At 72.2% G+C, this 14580-nt stretch carries 14 protein-coding genes; 3 read left to right on the forward strand and 11 right to left on the reverse strand.

Annotation, left to right across the window (positions count from 1 at the left end):
* Window positions 1–71 precede the first annotated feature (71 nt).
* The 6 genes from QIS96_RS23110 to QIS96_RS23135 form a co-directional block, all read right to left on the reverse strand.
* On the reverse strand, window positions 72–1076 hold the full coding sequence (locus QIS96_RS23110; RefSeq protein WP_282544612.1) for a sugar phosphate isomerase/epimerase family protein: 1005 nt from the start codon (window positions 1074–1076) through the stop codon (window positions 72–74).
* A 6-nt stretch (window positions 1077–1082) separates the two neighbouring features.
* Complete coding sequence (locus tag QIS96_RS23115; RefSeq protein ID WP_282544660.1) at window positions 1083–2240, reverse strand: Gfo/Idh/MocA family protein; 1158 nt, start codon at window positions 2238–2240, stop codon at window positions 1083–1085.
* A 188-nt stretch (window positions 2241–2428) separates the two neighbouring features.
* Window positions 2429–3490 carry a substrate-binding domain-containing protein gene (locus QIS96_RS23120; protein WP_282544613.1) on the reverse strand — a complete coding sequence of 354 codons (1062 nt, stop codon included), beginning with the start codon at window positions 3488–3490 and terminating at the stop codon, window positions 2429–2431.
* A gap of 81 nt (window positions 3491–3571) precedes the next feature.
* Entirely contained in the window at window positions 3572–4642 is a 1071-nt protein-coding gene (locus tag QIS96_RS23125; protein WP_282544614.1) for an ABC transporter permease, read from the reverse strand.
* Window positions 4639–6129 (reverse strand): sugar ABC transporter ATP-binding protein, encoded by a 1491-nt coding sequence (locus tag QIS96_RS23130; RefSeq protein ID WP_282544661.1) that lies wholly within the window; start codon window positions 6127–6129, stop codon window positions 4639–4641. Before QIS96_RS23130 ends, QIS96_RS23125 begins: the two co-directional genes overlap by 4 nt.
* A gap of 207 nt (window positions 6130–6336) precedes the next feature.
* Entirely contained in the window at window positions 6337–7518 is a 1182-nt protein-coding gene (locus QIS96_RS23135; protein WP_282544615.1) for an ROK family transcriptional regulator, read from the reverse strand.
* Window positions 7519–7845: 327 nt separating this feature from the next.
* Here QIS96_RS23135 and QIS96_RS23140 point away from each other — a divergent pair, with 327 nt between their 5' ends.
* The 3 genes from QIS96_RS23140 to QIS96_RS23150 all read left to right on the forward strand — a co-directional run bounded on the left by QIS96_RS23140 (window position 7846) and on the right by QIS96_RS23150 (window position 9845).
* Window positions 7846–8802 carry a hypothetical protein gene (locus tag QIS96_RS23140; RefSeq protein ID WP_282544616.1) on the forward strand — a complete coding sequence of 319 codons (957 nt, stop codon included), beginning with the start codon at window positions 7846–7848 and terminating at the stop codon, window positions 8800–8802.
* Window positions 8799–9137: a helix-turn-helix domain-containing protein gene (locus tag QIS96_RS23145; protein ID WP_282544617.1), complete on the forward strand. Its 339-nt coding sequence runs from the start codon at window positions 8799–8801 to the stop codon at window positions 9135–9137. Before QIS96_RS23140 ends, QIS96_RS23145 begins: the two co-directional genes overlap by 4 nt.
* A gap of 141 nt (window positions 9138–9278) precedes the next feature.
* The gene (locus tag QIS96_RS23150) at window positions 9279–9845 is read left to right on the forward strand and encodes a hypothetical protein (protein ID WP_282544618.1); all 567 of its coding nucleotides are present in this window, start codon (window positions 9279–9281) and stop codon (window positions 9843–9845) included.
* Between the two features lie 290 nt (window positions 9846–10135).
* On the opposite strand, the gene QIS96_RS23155 is transcribed toward QIS96_RS23150, so the two are convergent.
* From QIS96_RS23155 to QIS96_RS23175, 5 genes are all read right to left on the reverse strand, one after another.
* The gene (locus tag QIS96_RS23155) at window positions 10136–10831 is read right to left on the reverse strand and encodes a GntR family transcriptional regulator (protein WP_282544619.1); all 696 of its coding nucleotides are present in this window, start codon (window positions 10829–10831) and stop codon (window positions 10136–10138) included.
* A gap of 139 nt (window positions 10832–10970) precedes the next feature.
* Window positions 10971–11927 (reverse strand): beta-ketoacyl-ACP synthase III, encoded by a 957-nt coding sequence (locus tag QIS96_RS23160; RefSeq protein ID WP_282544620.1) that lies wholly within the window; start codon window positions 11925–11927, stop codon window positions 10971–10973.
* Between the two features lie 351 nt (window positions 11928–12278).
* Entirely contained in the window at window positions 12279–12944 is a 666-nt protein-coding gene (locus QIS96_RS23165) for a class I SAM-dependent methyltransferase (protein ID WP_282544621.1), read from the reverse strand.
* 86 nt (window positions 12945–13030) lie between these two features.
* Window positions 13031–13159 (reverse strand): MFS transporter small subunit, encoded by a 129-nt coding sequence (locus QIS96_RS23170; protein ID WP_282544622.1) that lies wholly within the window; start codon window positions 13157–13159, stop codon window positions 13031–13033.
* Window positions 13134–14516 carry an OFA family MFS transporter gene (locus QIS96_RS23175; RefSeq protein ID WP_282544623.1) on the reverse strand — a complete coding sequence of 461 codons (1383 nt, stop codon included), beginning with the start codon at window positions 14514–14516 and terminating at the stop codon, window positions 13134–13136. The genes QIS96_RS23170 and QIS96_RS23175 overlap by 26 nt, the downstream gene beginning before the upstream one ends.
* Window positions 14517–14580 lie beyond the last annotated feature (64 nt).

Genomic DNA, 14580 nt, shown 5'->3' on the forward strand with positions numbered 1-14580 from the left:
AAGCCCTTGCACAGCACAAGAGTTGGACTTTCGCCTGGGGCTGGACAAAGTGGTCGTACGAGAGGGAGGGCCTATTCCCCGCTTCCGAAAGCCGCGTCGAACGAAGCCGTGGGCGGTTCGAAGTCGTAGGCCTTCAGGCGGGCCAGCGCCTCCGGCGCGCCCTGGAGGCGGTCCATGCCCGCGTCCTCCCACTCCACCGAGACCGGCCCTTCGTAGCCGATCGAGCGGAGCATCCGGAAGACGTCCTCCCAGGGCACGTCGCCGTGGCCGGCGGAGACGAAGTCCCAGCCGCGCCGCGGGTCGCCCCACGGCAGGTGCGAGCCGAGGCGCCCGTTACGGCCGTCGAGGCGGCGCCGGGCCTCCTTGCAGTCGACGTGGTAGATGCGGTCGCGGAAGTCGTAGAGGAAGTTGGTGGGGTCGAGGTCCTGCCAGACGAAATGCGAGGGGTCGAAGTTCAGGCCGAACGCGGGCCGGTGGTCGACCGCTTCCAGGGCCTGGGCCGTGGACCAGTAGTCGTACGCGATCTCGCTCGGGTGGACCTCGTGGGCGAAGCGGACGCCCTCCGCGTCGAAGACGTCGAGGATCGGGTTCCAGCGGTCGGCGAAGTCCTGGTAGCCGCGCTCGATCATGCCGGGCACGACAGGCGGGAACATCGCGACGAGATGCCAGATCGCCGAGCCGGTGAAGCCGACCACGGTGTCCACGCCGAACGCGGCCGCGGCGCGCGCGGTGTCGGCGATCTCCGCGGCGGCCCGCTGCCGTACGCCCTCCGCTTCGCCGTCGCCCCAGATGCGGGCGGGCAGGATCGCCCGGTGCCGTTCGTCGATGATCGCGTCGCAGACGGCCTGCCCGACGAGATGGTTGGAGATCGCCCAGCACTTCAGGCCGTACTTCTCCAGGAGCTGGTGGCGCCCCTTGACGTACGCGGGGTCGGCGAGGGCCTTGTCGACCTCGAAGTGGTCGCCCCAGCAGGCGAGTTCGAGGCCGTCGTAGCCGAAGTCGCGGGCGAGCCGGCAGACCTCCTCCAGGGGCAGGTCGGCCCACTGTCCGGTGAAGAGTGTGAAGGAGCGTGCCATCAGTACTCAAACCTCCAGTACGGGAACGGGGGTGTACGCGGAGTTCTTCGCCGCGCTCTCCTCCACCGCCGCGAGCACCCGCTGCACGCGCAGGCCGTCCGCGAAGGACGGCGCGGGCTCGGCGCCGTCGGCGATGGCGTGCACGAGGTCGCGGGCCTGGTGCACGAAGGTGTGCTCGTAGCCAAGGCCGTGCCCCGGCGGCCACCAGCCCTCCAGATACGGGTGGTCGGCCTCGGTGACGAGGATGCGGCGGAAGCCGGCCGAGGTCGCGGGCTCGGTGTCGTCGTGGAAGGACAGTTCGTTGAGCCGCTCCAGGTCGAAGGCCAACGAGCCCTTCTCGCCGTTGACTTCGAGCCGCAGCGCGTTCTTGCGCCCGGTGGCGAACCGGGTCGCCTCGAACGTGGCGAGCGCCCCGGAGCCGAGCCGCGCGGTGAACACGGCCGCGTCGTCCACGGTGACCTGCCCGCGCCCCGCTCCCCCAGCGCCCGCGAGGCCGGTGGACGCCCCGGCGAGCAGCGGCCGTTCCCGTACGAAGGTCTCGGTCATCGCGGAGACGCCGACGATGTGCTCGCCCGCGACGAACTGCGCGAGGTCCACGATGTGCGCACCGAGGTCGCCGAGCGCGCCCGAGCCCGCGTGCTCCCGCTCCAGGCGCCAGGTCAGCGGGAACTCCGGGTCGACCAGCCAGTCCTGCAGATAGACGACGCGGACGTGCCGGATACGGCCGATCCTGCCCTCGGCGATCATGCGGCGGGCGAGGGTCATCGCGGGCACCCGACGGTAGTTGAAGCCCACCATCGCCAACTGGCCGCGCGCCCGCGCCCGCCCCGCCGCATCGGCCATCGCCTCGGCCTCCTCCACGGAGTTGGCGAGCGGCTTCTCGCAGAGCACGTGCTTGCCCGCGTCCAGGGCGGCGATGGCGATCTCGGCGTGGCTGTCGCCGGGCGTGCAGACGTCGACGAGCTGCACGTCGTCGCGGTCGAGGAGGGCCCGCCAGTCGGTCTCAGCGTGGGACCAGCCGAGCCGGTCGGCGGCGGCCCGCACCGCGGCCCCGTCCCGGCCGCAGATCGCCGTCAGGTGCGGGGCGAGCGGCAGGTCGAAGACGCGGCCCACGGTGCGCCAGCCCTGGGAGTGCGCGGCGCCCATGAAGGCGTAGCCGACCATGCCCACGCCCAGTCGGGGCCGCGCGGCCCCGCTCCGCTCACCGGACTGCCCGGCCGAGGCACGCTCGGCCTCGGCACGCTCGGTCTCGCCCTGCTCCCCGTTGTGCTGCATACGGAATGCCTCCTCGTCGACGACGGTGGGGGGTGTGCCGGGTGTGCCCGGCGTGCTCAACCCTTGTTCCGGGCCGGTCACTTGAAGCCGGTGGGCAGGTACTGCTTCACGTTGTCCTTGGTGACGACGGCCGAGTAGAGGGTGATCGACGACGGGATCTCGAACTCCGCCATACCGCCGACGCCCTTGCCCTGGCCGAGCGCGCGGGCCAGGTCGATCGCCGAGGCGGCCATCGTCGGCGGGTAGAGGACGGTGGCCTTGAGGACGCCCTCGCCGGACTCGATGGCCTGCATCGCGGAGAGCGCGCCCGCCCCGCCGACCATGAAGAAGTCGTCCCGGCCCGCCTGCTCGATGGCGCGCAGCGCGCCCACGCCCTGGTCGTCGTCGTGGTTCCACAGGGCGTCGAAGTTCTTCTGCGCCTGCAGGAGTTGGGACATCTTGGCCTGCCCCGACTCGACGGTGAACTCGGCGGCCTGCCGCGCCACCTTCTCGATGTTCGGGTAGTTCTTCAGGGCGGCGTCGAAGCCCTCGGTGCGCTGCTTGGTGAGCTCCAGGTTGTCGAGCCCGGCCAGCTCCACGACCTTGGCGTTCTTCTTGTCCTTGAGCTGCTCGCCGATGTAGTGCCCGGCGTTGAGGCCCATGCCGTAGTTGTCGCCGCCGATCCAGCAGCGGTAGGCCTGCGGGTTGGCGAAGATCCGGTCGAGGTTGACGACGGGAATGCCGGCCCGCATCGCCTTGAGCCCGGCCTGCGTCATGGCCTTGCCGTCGGCGGGCAGGATGACGAGGACGTCGACCTTCTTGTTGATCAGGGTGTCGATCTGGCCGATCTGCGCGGCCGTGTCGTTGGAGCCCTCGGTGATCGCCAGGGTGACGTCCTTGTACTTCTTGGCGCGTTCCTTGGCGTTGACGTTGATGGCGTTGAGCCAGCCGTGGTCGGCCTGCGGCCCGGCGAAGCCGATGGTGACGGGCTTGCCCGGCTTGTCGTCGGCGACGGGGGCGTCGGCCGCCTGGCCGCCGCTGCCCTCCTTGGGCTCGTTGCTCGTACAGGCGGTGAGGAAGGCTCCGCCGGAGACGGCGGCTGCGCCGAAGAGGAGCCTTCTGCGGCTGGCGGCGGCTGACAGGCGTGGCGTTTCAGGCATGGCGGACCCTTCGCGTAAGGCCGGTGACAAGGGAAGTACGGGGTCAGGACGTACGGGTCGGTGCTGGTCGGCACGTACGGGTCAGGGCGTGGAGGTCGTCCGCCGCTGGACGAGGACCGCGGCGACGATGATCGCGCCCTTGGCGATCTGCTGGGTCGCGCTCTCCAGGTTGTTGAGCGCGAAGATGTTGGTGATCGTCGTGAAGATCAGCACGCCGAGCACGGAGCCCGTGATGGTGCCCCGACCACCGCTGAGCAGGGTGCCGCCGATGATCGCGGCGGCGATGGCGTCCAGCTCGTACAGATTGCCGTTGGTGTTCTGACCCGAGCCGGAGAGCACGATCAGGAGGAAGGCCGCGATGCCGCAGCAGAGGCCGGACAGCAGGTAGAGGTAGAGGCGCTGGCGGCGGACGTCGATGCCGGCGAGGCGGGCGGCCTCCGCGTTGCCGCCGACGGCGACGGTGCGGCGGCCGAACGTGGTCCGGTTGAGGAGCAGCCAGCCGATCACGGTGACGGCGGCGAAGACCAGGACGAGCGGCGGGACGCCGAGGAGGTACGCGTCGCGCTCGCCTAGGTCGAGGACGGACGGGATGGTCACCATCTGCGTCTTGCCCTCGGTGATCTGCAGGGCGAGCCCGCGCGCCGAGGCCAGCATGGCGAGCGTGGCGATGAACGGCACCATGCCGCCGTACGCGATGAGCAGTCCGTTGACGAGCCCGCAGCCCACGCCGACGATCACGGCGGTGAAGAGGACGCCCGCGAAGCCGTACTCCTGGGTGGCGACGGTCGTGGCCCACACGGAGGCGAGGGCGACGATCGCGCCGACGGACAGGTCGATGCCGCCGGAGGTGATCACGAAGGTCATGCCGACGGTGACGACGCCGATCACCGAGGCCTGGGTGAGGACCAGTTGCAGGTTTCCGGCGGCGAGGAACGCGTCCGGTTGGGTGAGTCCGCCGATCAGGGCTAGCGCGGCGAGGACGCCGATGAGGGACAGGGTGCGTACGTCGGCGCGGAAGATCCGGCCGCGCCAGGCTCCGCCGTCGCCGGAGGCGGACTTCCCGGAACCGGGACCGGGACCGGGACCGGTTCCGCCGCCGTCGAGCAGCGGCTGCGGTCCTTCCCGTCGTGCGGGTGTCGCGGGCTGCGTCATGAGGCCGGGCTCCCTTCCATGACGAGGTCGAGTACGCGGTGTTCGTCGAGTTCGCGCGCGGGCGCGGTGTGCACGACGCGGCCCTCGCGCAGGACGAGGACGCGGTCGGCGAGGCCGAGGACTTCGGGCACTTCGCTGGAGACGAGGAGCACGCCGAGCCCGTCGTCGGCGAGCCGCCGGATCACGGCGTACAGCTCGGCACGGGCGCCGACGTCCACGCCGCGCGTGGGCTCGTCGAGCAGCAGCACCCGGCAGCCGCGAAGGAGCCAGCGGGCGAGGACGGCCTTCTGCTGGTTGCCGCCGGAGAGGGTGCGCACGGGCGCGGCGGGCCGGTCGGGCTTGAGGGACAGCTCGCGGGTGGCGCGGCGGGCGGCGGTGAACTCGGCGCCCCGGTCGAGCCAACCGCCGTGGGAGAAGCGGGACATGGAGGAGACGGAGACGTTCCGGGTGATGGACTCCAGCATCAGCAGCGCCTGCGCCTTGCGCTCCTCGGGGGCGAGTCCGAGCCCGGCGCGCACGGCGGCCCGCACGCTCCCGGTCCGCAACGGCCGCCCGTCGACGAGCACTTGACCGGAATCGGGCTTGCGCGCCCCGTAGATCGTCTCCAGGATCTCGGACCGTCCGGAGCCGACGAGTCCGGCGAGGCCGACGATCTCACCGGGCCGCACCTCCAGGTCGACGGGCGCGAACTCCCCGGTCCTGGCCAGTCCTCGGACAGTCAACAGGGCTTCGCCGACCGGGAGTTGGACGGGCCGTTCGGGGAAGACGTACTCGACGTTGCGGCCGGTCATCAGGGCGACGACCTCGCGGGTCGGGGTGGACTTGGCGGGGAGCCCGCCGACGACGGCGCGGCCGTCCTTGAGGACGGTGACGCGGTCGCCGATGCGCCGGATCTCTTCGAGCCGGTGCGAGATGTAGACGACGGCGACACCTTCGGCGGTGAGGTCGGCGACGATCCGGAAGAGGTTGGCGACCTCGTCGGGGTCGAGCGCGGCGGACGGCTCGTCCATCACGATCAGCCGTACGTCGTGGGAGAGCGCCCGCGCCATGGAGACGATCTGCTGCTGCGCGGCGGAGAGTTCGCCGACGGCACGGGCCGGGTCGATCTCGGGGTGGCCGAGCCGACGCAGCAGCCCGGCGGCGGACTGCCGCGCCTCCCGGCCGCGTACGACGAATCCGGCGGCGGTGGGCTCATGGCCGAGGAAGACGTTCTCGGCGACGGACAGGCCCTCCACCAGGTCGAGTTCCTGGTAGATGGTGGCGATGCCGAGGCGCATGGCGGCGATCGGGGACTTGAGGGTGACGGTGTCGCCGCGCCAGGTGATGCGGCCGTCGTCGGGCTGGTGGGCGCCGGCGAGGACCTTGATGAGGGTGGACTTGCCGGCGCCGTTCTGCCCGAGCAGGCAGTGCACTTCACCGGCGCGCACCTCCAGGTCCACGCCGTCGAGCGCGCGGACGCCGGGGAAGGACTTGGTGATGCCGGACATCGTGAGGAGCGGTCGCTCGGGATCGGGCGGCGACGGTTCGGGCAGCGATGGTTCTGGTGCCATGGTGGTTCCCCTCGGCGAGTGCGGGGCCGGTTCAGGGCAAGCAGGGCAGAGCAGGGCAGGGCGCTGTGCTGGTGCGGTGTCGACATACGGCTTGCGGTGACGTGCGGGTCGTACGTACCGGCGGGTGTTTCTCGTACGTACCGGTCAGGCCGGTGAGAACAGGTGGTCGCTGATCAGGCGGGCGGCGCCGATGACTCCGGCGACGGGCCCCAACTCGCCCAGGACGATGGGGAGGTTGCCGGTCGCGAGGGGCAGCGACTGGCGGTAGACCTGGGTGCGGATCGCGGCGAGGAGGGTGTGCCCGAGTCCGGTCACGCCGCCGCCGATCACCACCAGGCCGGGGTTGAAGAAGCTGACGAGTCCGGCGATGACCTGGCCGGTGCGGTTGCCGCCCTCGCGGATGAGGTCGAGGGCGACGGGGTCACCGGCGGCCGCGGCCGCTGCCACGTCGACGGCGGTCAGGCTTCCGGCCGCTTCGAGGCGTCCGGCGAGTTCGGCCGAGCGGCCCTGGGTGGCGGCCTCCTCGGCGTCCCTGGCCAGGGCGGCGCCGCTGAAGTGCGCCTCCAGGCAGCCCTTGTTGCCGCAGGCGCAGGGGCGTCCGTCGGGTTCGACCTGGATGTGGCCGATGTCCCCGGCGGAGCCCGTCGTACCGCGGTAGACCTCGGCTCCGACGACGAGGCCGCAGCCGATGCCCGTACCGATCTTGACGCAGATGAAGTCGTCCACGGAGCGGGCGACTCCGGCGTGCTGTTCGCCCATGGCCATGAGGTTCACGTCGTTGTCGACCATGACCGGGCAGCCGAGGTCCTGGCTGAGCGCCTCGCGCACCGGGAAGCCGTCCCAGCCGGGCATGATCGGCGGGGCGACGGGCACGCCCTCGGGGAACCTGACGGGTCCGGGCACCCCGATGCCGCAGCCGTCGAAGCCCTCGGCGAGGCCGGAAGCCCTCAACTTGGCGGCCATGGCAAGGACTTGCTCGAAGACCGCCACCGGGCCCTCGCGTACGTCCATGGGCTGGTTGATGTGGCCGAGCACCTCCAGCTCGGCGTTGGTGACGGCCACGTCGACGGAGGTGGCGCCGATGTCGACGCCGAGGAAGCGGAGTTCGGGCGCGAGCCGGATGTTGTGCGAGCGCCGTCCGCCGCGGGATGCGGCGAGCCCGTCGGCGACGACCAGGCCGGTCTCCAGGAGCCGGTCCACCTCGACGGCCAGCTTCGACCGGGAGAGGTCGACCTGATCGCCCAGCTGGGCCCGGGAGTTGGGGCCGCCGTCGCGCAGCAGGCGGAGCAGTCGCGCCTGGTGCGCGTTCGCGGGTCGTGCCGTCATCCGTCTCACGCCGCCCCTCCCGCCGTCGACAGGCATCGCCGGTCACCGTCGGCCGTCGTCATCGGCCGCCGCCGCCCCTTCTTCGACCGCTGCGGGCCGCCGTCGGGGCTGGCTTTCGAGGGGAACGTAGCAGCGGCTGCCGGAGGCGGGAAGAAGTTGCGCAGGAATTACCCATGACTTTTTCCTGCGACAGGACAAAGCCGGGTCGGGGCTGGTCCGGGGCCCGGTCCGGGAGCCGGTTCGCGGGCCGGTGCGGGGGCGCGTCCGGGGACGGGGCCGGGGAGGGGCCTGTTCCGCCCCCTCGAACCCGGTCATTACGCTGCGGCGATGGGTGATGAGCAGCGACTGCGGATGGCCGAACTCGGTTCCGACGCGGCCTCGGCGATGCGGGTGGTGGCGCACTTCGACGCGCTCGCGGAGGGGGCGGCGTCCGAGGACTCAGGCGCCGAGCCTCCAGGCGCCGAGCCTCCAGGCGCCGAGCCTCCAGGCGCTGAGCCTCCAGGCGCTGAGCCTCCAGGCGCTGAGCCCTCGGACGCCGGCCCCGCGGACGCCGAGGCCGTGATCCGCTCGGCCGCGCTGCTCGCCGGGTGCGTGGTCGGCGCCCGCCGCCCTTCGGGCCGGGTCGTGCGGTACGACGGCCGGGGCGAGCCACAGCCAGAACCACCGCCAGGACCGCAGCCAGGACCGCAGCCGGGACCGCACTCGGCGGCGGCACCGGGCGGCGGCGACGGCACGGTATGGCTCGAACGTCCGGGCCCCGCACACGAATTGGACCCGGTGCTGCTCGACCGCCTGGCGCACACGCTGCGTGTCCTGGACGCCGGCCCGCCCGTGCCGCGCGCCGGTCTGCGGCTCGGCGACCCGGCCCTGGTCGAGGTGCTGCTCTCGGCGGAGGAGCGGCGGGCCGACCGGGTGCGGGCGGTCGAGCTGTCCGGCCTCGACCCGAGCCGGGACGTACGGGTCCTCGCGGTGTACGCGGACCGGGTGGGCCCGGTGGCCGAGCTGATCGCCCGGCTCTGCCCGGGTCCGCTGATCCGCTCGGCCCCGATCGGCAACCTGACGGCGGTCCTGACGCAGACCCCGTGCGACACCCGCCGCCTCTGCGACGAGCTGCACACCGCGCTCAGCGGCGACCTGTCCACACAGGGCGGCCCGGCGGCGGGCGCGGGCCCTGGGTGGGGATCGGCGAGCGGGTCGGGGTGTACGCGGCGCCGACGTCCTGGGCCCAGGCGCGGCGTGCGCTGCGCTTCGCCTCGTCCACGGTGCACGGCCGGCGGGCCGTGACGTACTCCGGGCTCGGCCCGCTCGACCTGCTCGCGGACATGCCGCTCGACCGGCTGCTCGCCGAGCGCGGCATCGCCCGTATCAACGCGCTCGCCTCCTCGTCCGCGGCGGGCGCGCAGGACGTGGACACCCTGGAGGCGTTCTGCGTGTACGGCTCGCTGCGCCGTACCGCCGCCGAACTGCACGTCCACCACAGCACGGTGGCGAGCAGGCTGCTGCGCGTGGAGCGGGAGATGGGCTGGGATCTGGGCAGCTCGATCGACCGCTTCATGGCGACGCTGATCCTGATGCTGCGGCGTATGGCGCTGTCTTCGGGGGAGCTGGGGGCGGGGTAGCGGGCGGGTGGGCCGATGAGCGGCGGACGAGGGGGCTCAGACGGGCGTCGGCCGGGAGAGCGGATCGCCCGACACCTGTCTGCTGCGCGGCGCGGAAGGGGCCGAGCACAATCGTCCGGACACGGCAGAAAGGGCCCCACCATGACCACCACACCCACGACTCCCGTCATCGACCCCCGGCGCACCTGGTCCCTCGTGGAGGAACGCCTCGCCGCCACCACGAACGAGCGGCACCGGGTCGTGCTGAGTGTGGTCCTGGAACACATGAAGGCCGAGGCCGCGGCCGACCTGGACGGCCTGATGGCGACGCTGTCGCCCGAGCCCGACTACCACTTCTGGACCGGCGGCAAGGACTTCGGCCCGAAGACGACGGAGGGGGTGCGCACGTACTACGCGAACTTCGTCGCCTCGAACACGAACGTCCTGGAGTACGAGATGGAGCGCCTCGTGGTCGACGACCACTGCCTCGTCACGGAGGGCCTGCTGAAGCAGATCTATCCCGGGGCGTACGCGGCTGCGCACGGCTTTCCCGTCGACGACGAGTCGGCGGACTATCTGATCGTGAATCGTCAGTTGCTGCTGTGGCCGGTGGATGCGGAGGGGCGCATCCAGGGTGAGGACTCCTACAGCTCGGGTCCGGTGAGCATCACGAAGCTGACGTTCGACCAACTCCCGCAGGGGTACGTGGAGTTGGTCCACGCGCACTGATCCTTCCCCACCCCGCCCCTTCCCGAAAGCCTCCGGCGGTGTTCGTTCGGCTTTCCCGCCGTCGTGGCTGGTCGCGCAGTTCCCCGCGCCCCTTAAAAACCAGGCCTGTCGGGGCTGAATCCAGCCCCTCCGGCGTTTGAGATGGGGGTCCCCCTGCTCGAGCGAAGCCGAGAGCTTGGGGGAGGGGGTCCGGGGGCTGGCCCCCGATGCCGTATGCGGCCACGCGGCGGCAGCCGCATATCGGACACAGCCGGGAAGGGGCGGGGAGGGGATCCAAAAAGCCCGAAGGGCTAGCCCTCGGTCGCTCGGGGGGCGCGGGTGCGTTCGTGGTACGTGGCACGCGTGTGCTCCGTATGCGCCCGCATCACCCGAGTCGCCCGCTCCTCGTCCCGCTCGCTGATCGCCGCGATCAACTCCCGGTGCTCGATCCACGACTGCTCACCACGCTGCCGCGCCACCGGCGTGTAGTACCAGCGCACCCGCCGGTCCACCTGCCCCGCGAGCTCCGCGAGGACGAGGTTGCCGGCCAGCTCCATCACCTTGGCGTGGAACGCCGCGTTGGCCGCGACGACCTTGTCCACCTCGCCGTCGGCGACGGCCTGTTCGCCGCCCGCGCAGAGCTCCTCGAGCGCGGCGATGCCCGCCGAGTTGGCGTTGGCCGCGGCGAGCCGGGCGGCCTCGGCCTCCAACAGCGTGCGGACCGTGAGGAGTTGATCGGCCTCCGCCTCCGTCGGCTCGTGCACGAACGCGCCCTGCGCGGGCCGCAGATCGACCCAGCCCTCGGTGTTGAGCCGCTGCAGCGCCTCGCGCACCGGCTGCCTCGACACCCCGAGGTGCCCGGCGAGTTCGCTCTCGACCAGGTGCTGGCCGGGGCGCAGGGCGCGGGTGGTGATGAGTTCGAGCAGCGCTTCGTAGACCCGCTCGCGCAGCGGGCCCGGCCGCTCCAGTTTCGGCACGGCACCGTGCGGCAGTCCTGTGGACAACATCGCGGTCCCCCTCGTCGCTCAGGAGCGACCGCCACAGACGCAGCCGCCGCTACTCACGTTGGCTATCGTCTACAGTCTACCGAGCACAATGGCCAGTACACAGGGGAGTCGGGCTCGTCACAGTGGCCGAATCCGGCCGTTACGGGCAGCGCACGACCTGTCCGGCGTACGACAGGTTCCCACCGAAGCCGAAGAGCAGCACCGGCGCCCCGTGCGGGATCTCGCGCCGCTCGACCAGCTTGGACAGGGCCAGCGGGATGCTCGCGGCCGAGGTGTTGCCGGACTCCACGACATCCCGGGCGACGACGGCGTTGACGGCCCCGATGCGCTCGGCGACGGGCTCGATGATGCGCAGGTTGGCCTGGTGCAGGACGACCGCGGCGAGGTCCTCGGGGCGGAGGCCGGCGCGCTCGCACACCTTGCGGGCGATGGGCGGGAGTTGAGTGGTCGCCCAGCGGTAGACGCTCTGCCCCTCCTGCGCGAAGACGGGCGGCGTGCCCTCGATCCGGACGGCGTGCCCCATCTCCGGCACCGAGCCCCACAGCACGGGGCCGATGCCGGCCTCCTCGCCGTCCGGCACGGCCTCCACGACGGCGGCGCCCGCACCGTCACCGACCAGGACGCAGGTCGTACGGTCGCTCCAGTCCGTGACCTCGGACATCTTGTCGGCGCCGATGACGAGCGCGCGGGTCGCCGAACCGGCGCGGATCGCGTGGTCGGCGGTGGCCAGGGCGTGCGGGAACCCGGCGCAGACCACGTTCAGGTCGAGCACGGCGGGCGAGGGCATGCCGAGGCGGGCGGCGACGCGGGCCGCGGTGTTCGGGGAGCGGTCCACGGCGGTGGAGGTGGCGACGACGACTAGGTCGATCTCCTCGGCGGTGCGGCCCGCGGCGGCGAGAGCCTTGGCGGCGGCCTGCGCGGCGAGCGCGTCGACCGGCTCCTCGGGGCCCGCGATGTGCCGGGTGCGGATGCCGACGCGGCTGCTGATCCACTCGTCGCTGGTGTCGACGAGCTTGGCCACGTCTGCGTTCGTGAGCACCTTCGCGGGCTGGTGGTGGCCGACCGCGGTGATACGCGTGCCGTTCGTGCCGTACATGGTGCGGGGCCTCTCCGACGCCGGGGTGCTGAACAGGAGGCCCAGTCTTGTTAGCGACTCACGGGTACGACGGCACGCAAGGTGACAGTTTTCGGCCGCAGTCATTGGAGCTTTCACACCATTGCCGCACGTGGACTGCCCGTCGAGCCGCCACTCCCCCTGCCGAACAGCCTCGGGGCTACGCCCCGGACCCCGGTCGTTGTTCGGCTGCCCGCTACGTCGTGGCTGGTCGCGCAGTTCCCCGCGCCCCTATCGGGGCCCCACCTCAGCCCGAATCCAGCCCCTCCGGCGTTTGAGGAGCGGGGTCTGGGGCGGAGCCCCAGTTCGGGAAGGGGCGGGGTGGGGAAAAGCTCAGCGGAGCCGGCGTGCCCTCAGCACCACGTCCTCGTGGTGGTGGGCCCCCGCCCCGCCCTCGATCACCCGCGGCCGCCGCTCGGAGACCTGGACCTCCCAGTCCACACCGAGGAGCGCCGCGACCGTGTCCGGCAGGACATAGTCGGCCGGGTCGAAGCCCGCCTCCCGGGCGTGCTCCGGGTCCACGACATGGTGGACGACGAGCAGCACGCCCCCGGCCGCGACTGCGGAGAGGAGCGCACGCTCGGCCGCCCCCTCCGGCGTACGCAGCAGCGCCGGGTACTGGGCGGAGACCAGGTCGTACGAGCCGGACGGCAGCGCCGCCTCGGTCAGTTCGGCGTGCACCCAGCGCACCGGGACCCCCGCGTCCGCCGCGTGCACGGCCGCCCGGTCGAGGGCCACGCCGGAGACCTCGACCGCGGTCACGTCCCAGCCGCCGCGGGCGAGCCAGATCGCGTCCGCGCCCTCGCCGCAGCCGACGTCGAGGGCGCGGCCGGGGGTGAGCCCGGCGACCTCGGCGACGAGCGCGCCGTTGGGCCGGCCGCTCCACAGTTGCTGTCGGTCGGCGTACCTGTCGTCCCACTCGGCCCGCACCCCGGGGTCGCCGAGGTAGCCGTCGGGGGTCTCGGACGCGGGCGTTCCCGCTGCGATGTCGTCGGTCATGGGGCCACCGTGCCCCGGCCTCCCCCGCCGCACCCAGAAAACTTGCCGGTACGGCAAAAGCCCGGCCCGCCGCGGCCCGCCGCGGCTCACCCGGTGAACAGCTGGGTCGCCTTCCGTACGAGTTCGTAGAGCCCGTACGCGAGCGGAAGCCCCACCCACAGCCAGGCGAAGGCGGTCAGGGCGCGGCGGTCAGGCCTTGCGTCGGGGCGCAGCATCGGGTTCCTTCCCGGGGGCGGGGACGGGGGCGGGCCCGGCTCCTGCCGGTGCGTGGTGGTGGCGGGCGTGGACGGGCCGGATCAGCTCGTTCGCGGCGAAGCCGACGAGCAGCAGGCCGATCATCACCGTGAACGAGAGCCCGTACAGGCCGGGGCCGCTCTTGCCCGCGGCCTCCTGCGAGTCGGCGACATGGTTGACGATCAGCGGGCCGAGCACGCCGGCCGTGGACCAGGCGGTGAGCAGCCGGCCGTGGATGGCGCCGACCTCGTACGTGCCGAACAGGTCCTTCAAGTACGCCGGGACGGTGGCGAAGCCGCCGCCGTAGAAGGAGAGGATCACCAGGGCGCAGCAGATGAACAGCGGCTTGGAGGCGTCGCCGAACTGGGCGATGAGGAGGTACATGAGCGCGCCGACGCCGAGGTAGAGCCGGTACACGTTCTTGCGGCCGATGAGGTCGGAGGTGGAGGACCAGCCGAGGCGGCCTGCCATGTTGGCGGCGGAGAGCAGCGCGACGAAGCCGGCCGCTGCGGGGACGGAGACCGGGGTCGGGGTGTCGGCGAAGAAGTCCGTGATCATCGGGGCGGCCTTCTCCAGGATGCCGATCCCCGCGGTGACGTTCATGCAGAGGACGAGCCACAGCAGCCAGAACTGGGGCGTACGGAGGGCCTGCCGGGCGGAGACCTGCGGGCCCGCGGGCACGGCGCCCCGCTCCCCCGCCGAAGCACCCCGCTCCCCCGCCTCGGCGACGGCCCCGGCCGGGACGCGGACGAGCAGCACGCCGAGCGTCATGAACACCGCGTACGTCACGCCGTGCACGAGGAACGCGAGGGCGATGCCGCCGCTGTCCGTGCCGAAGGACGCCAGCATCTGCGAGGACCAGGGCGAGGCGATGAGCGCGCCGCCGCCGAAGCCCATGATGGCGATGCCGGTGGCCATGCCGGGCCGGTCCGGGAACCACTTGATGAGCGTGGAGACGGGCGAGATGTAGCCGATGCCGAGCCCGATGCCGCCGACGAAGCCGTAGCCGAACACGATCAGCCAGTACTGCTCGGTGACGGCGCCGAGCGCGGCGAGCAGGAACCCGGAGGAGAAGCAGCACAGCGCGACCGTCATCGCCCAGCGCGGGCCGTTGCGTTCGACGAGGGTGCCGCCGAACGCGGCGGAGAGGCCGAGCATCACGATGCCGAGCTGGAAGGGCAGCGCGCTCTGGGTGCCGGAGAGGCCGAGGGCCGATTCGAGCGGCGGCTTGAACACACTCCAGGCGTAGGCCTGTCCGATGGAGAGGTGCACGGAGAGCGCGGCCGGCGGCACCAGCCAGCGGCTCCATCCCGGCGGGGCGAGAGGCGGGGTGGTCATGGTCGCGAACTCTAGGAACGCCGCAGGGCAGTTGGGAAGAGCGCGAACGACGTTCGGTCCGCCG

The sequence above is a fragment of the Streptomyces cavernicola genome (genome assembly GCF_029968035.1).
GTDB classification, from domain to species: domain Bacteria; phylum Actinomycetota; class Actinomycetes; order Streptomycetales; family Streptomycetaceae; genus Streptomyces; species Streptomyces cavernicola.

Excerpts from the sequence above, each read along its gene's own strand:
- QIS96_RS23110 (WP_282544612.1), bottom strand. The coding sequence starts at position 1,076 with ATGGCACGCTCCTTCACACTCTTCACCGGACAGTGGGCCGACCTGCCC.
- QIS96_RS23115 (WP_282544660.1), bottom strand. The coding sequence starts at position 2,240 with ATGGTCGGCTACGCCTTCATGGGCGCCGCGCACTCCCAGGGCTGGCGC.
- QIS96_RS23120 (WP_282544613.1), bottom strand. The coding sequence starts at position 3,490 with ATGCCTGAAACGCCACGCCTGTCAGCCGCCGCCAGCCGCAGAAGGCTC.
- QIS96_RS23125 (WP_282544614.1), bottom strand. The coding sequence starts at position 4,642 with ATGACGCAGCCCGCGACACCCGCACGACGGGAAGGACCGCAGCCGCTG.
- QIS96_RS23130 (WP_282544661.1), bottom strand. The coding sequence starts at position 6,129 with ATGTCCGGCATCACCAAGTCCTTCCCCGGCGTCCGCGCGCTCGACGGC.
- QIS96_RS23135 (WP_282544615.1), bottom strand. The coding sequence starts at position 7,518 with ATGACGGCACGACCCGCGAACGCGCACCAGGCGCGACTGCTCCGCCTG.
- QIS96_RS23140 (WP_282544616.1), top strand. The coding sequence starts at position 7,846 with ATGGGTGATGAGCAGCGACTGCGGATGGCCGAACTCGGTTCCGACGCG.
- QIS96_RS23150 (WP_282544618.1), top strand. The coding sequence starts at position 9,279 with ATGACCACCACACCCACGACTCCCGTCATCGACCCCCGGCGCACCTGG.
- QIS96_RS23155 (WP_282544619.1), bottom strand. The coding sequence starts at position 10,831 with ATGTTGTCCACAGGACTGCCGCACGGTGCCGTGCCGAAACTGGAGCGG.
- QIS96_RS23160 (WP_282544620.1), bottom strand. The coding sequence starts at position 11,927 with ATGTACGGCACGAACGGCACGCGTATCACCGCGGTCGGCCACCACCAG.
- QIS96_RS23165 (WP_282544621.1), bottom strand. The coding sequence starts at position 12,944 with ATGACCGACGACATCGCAGCGGGAACGCCCGCGTCCGAGACCCCCGAC.
- QIS96_RS23170 (WP_282544622.1), bottom strand. The coding sequence starts at position 13,159 with ATGCTGCGCCCCGACGCAAGGCCTGACCGCCGCGCCCTGACCGCCTTC.
- QIS96_RS23175 (WP_282544623.1), bottom strand. The coding sequence starts at position 14,516 with ATGACCACCCCGCCTCTCGCCCCGCCGGGATGGAGCCGCTGGCTGGTG.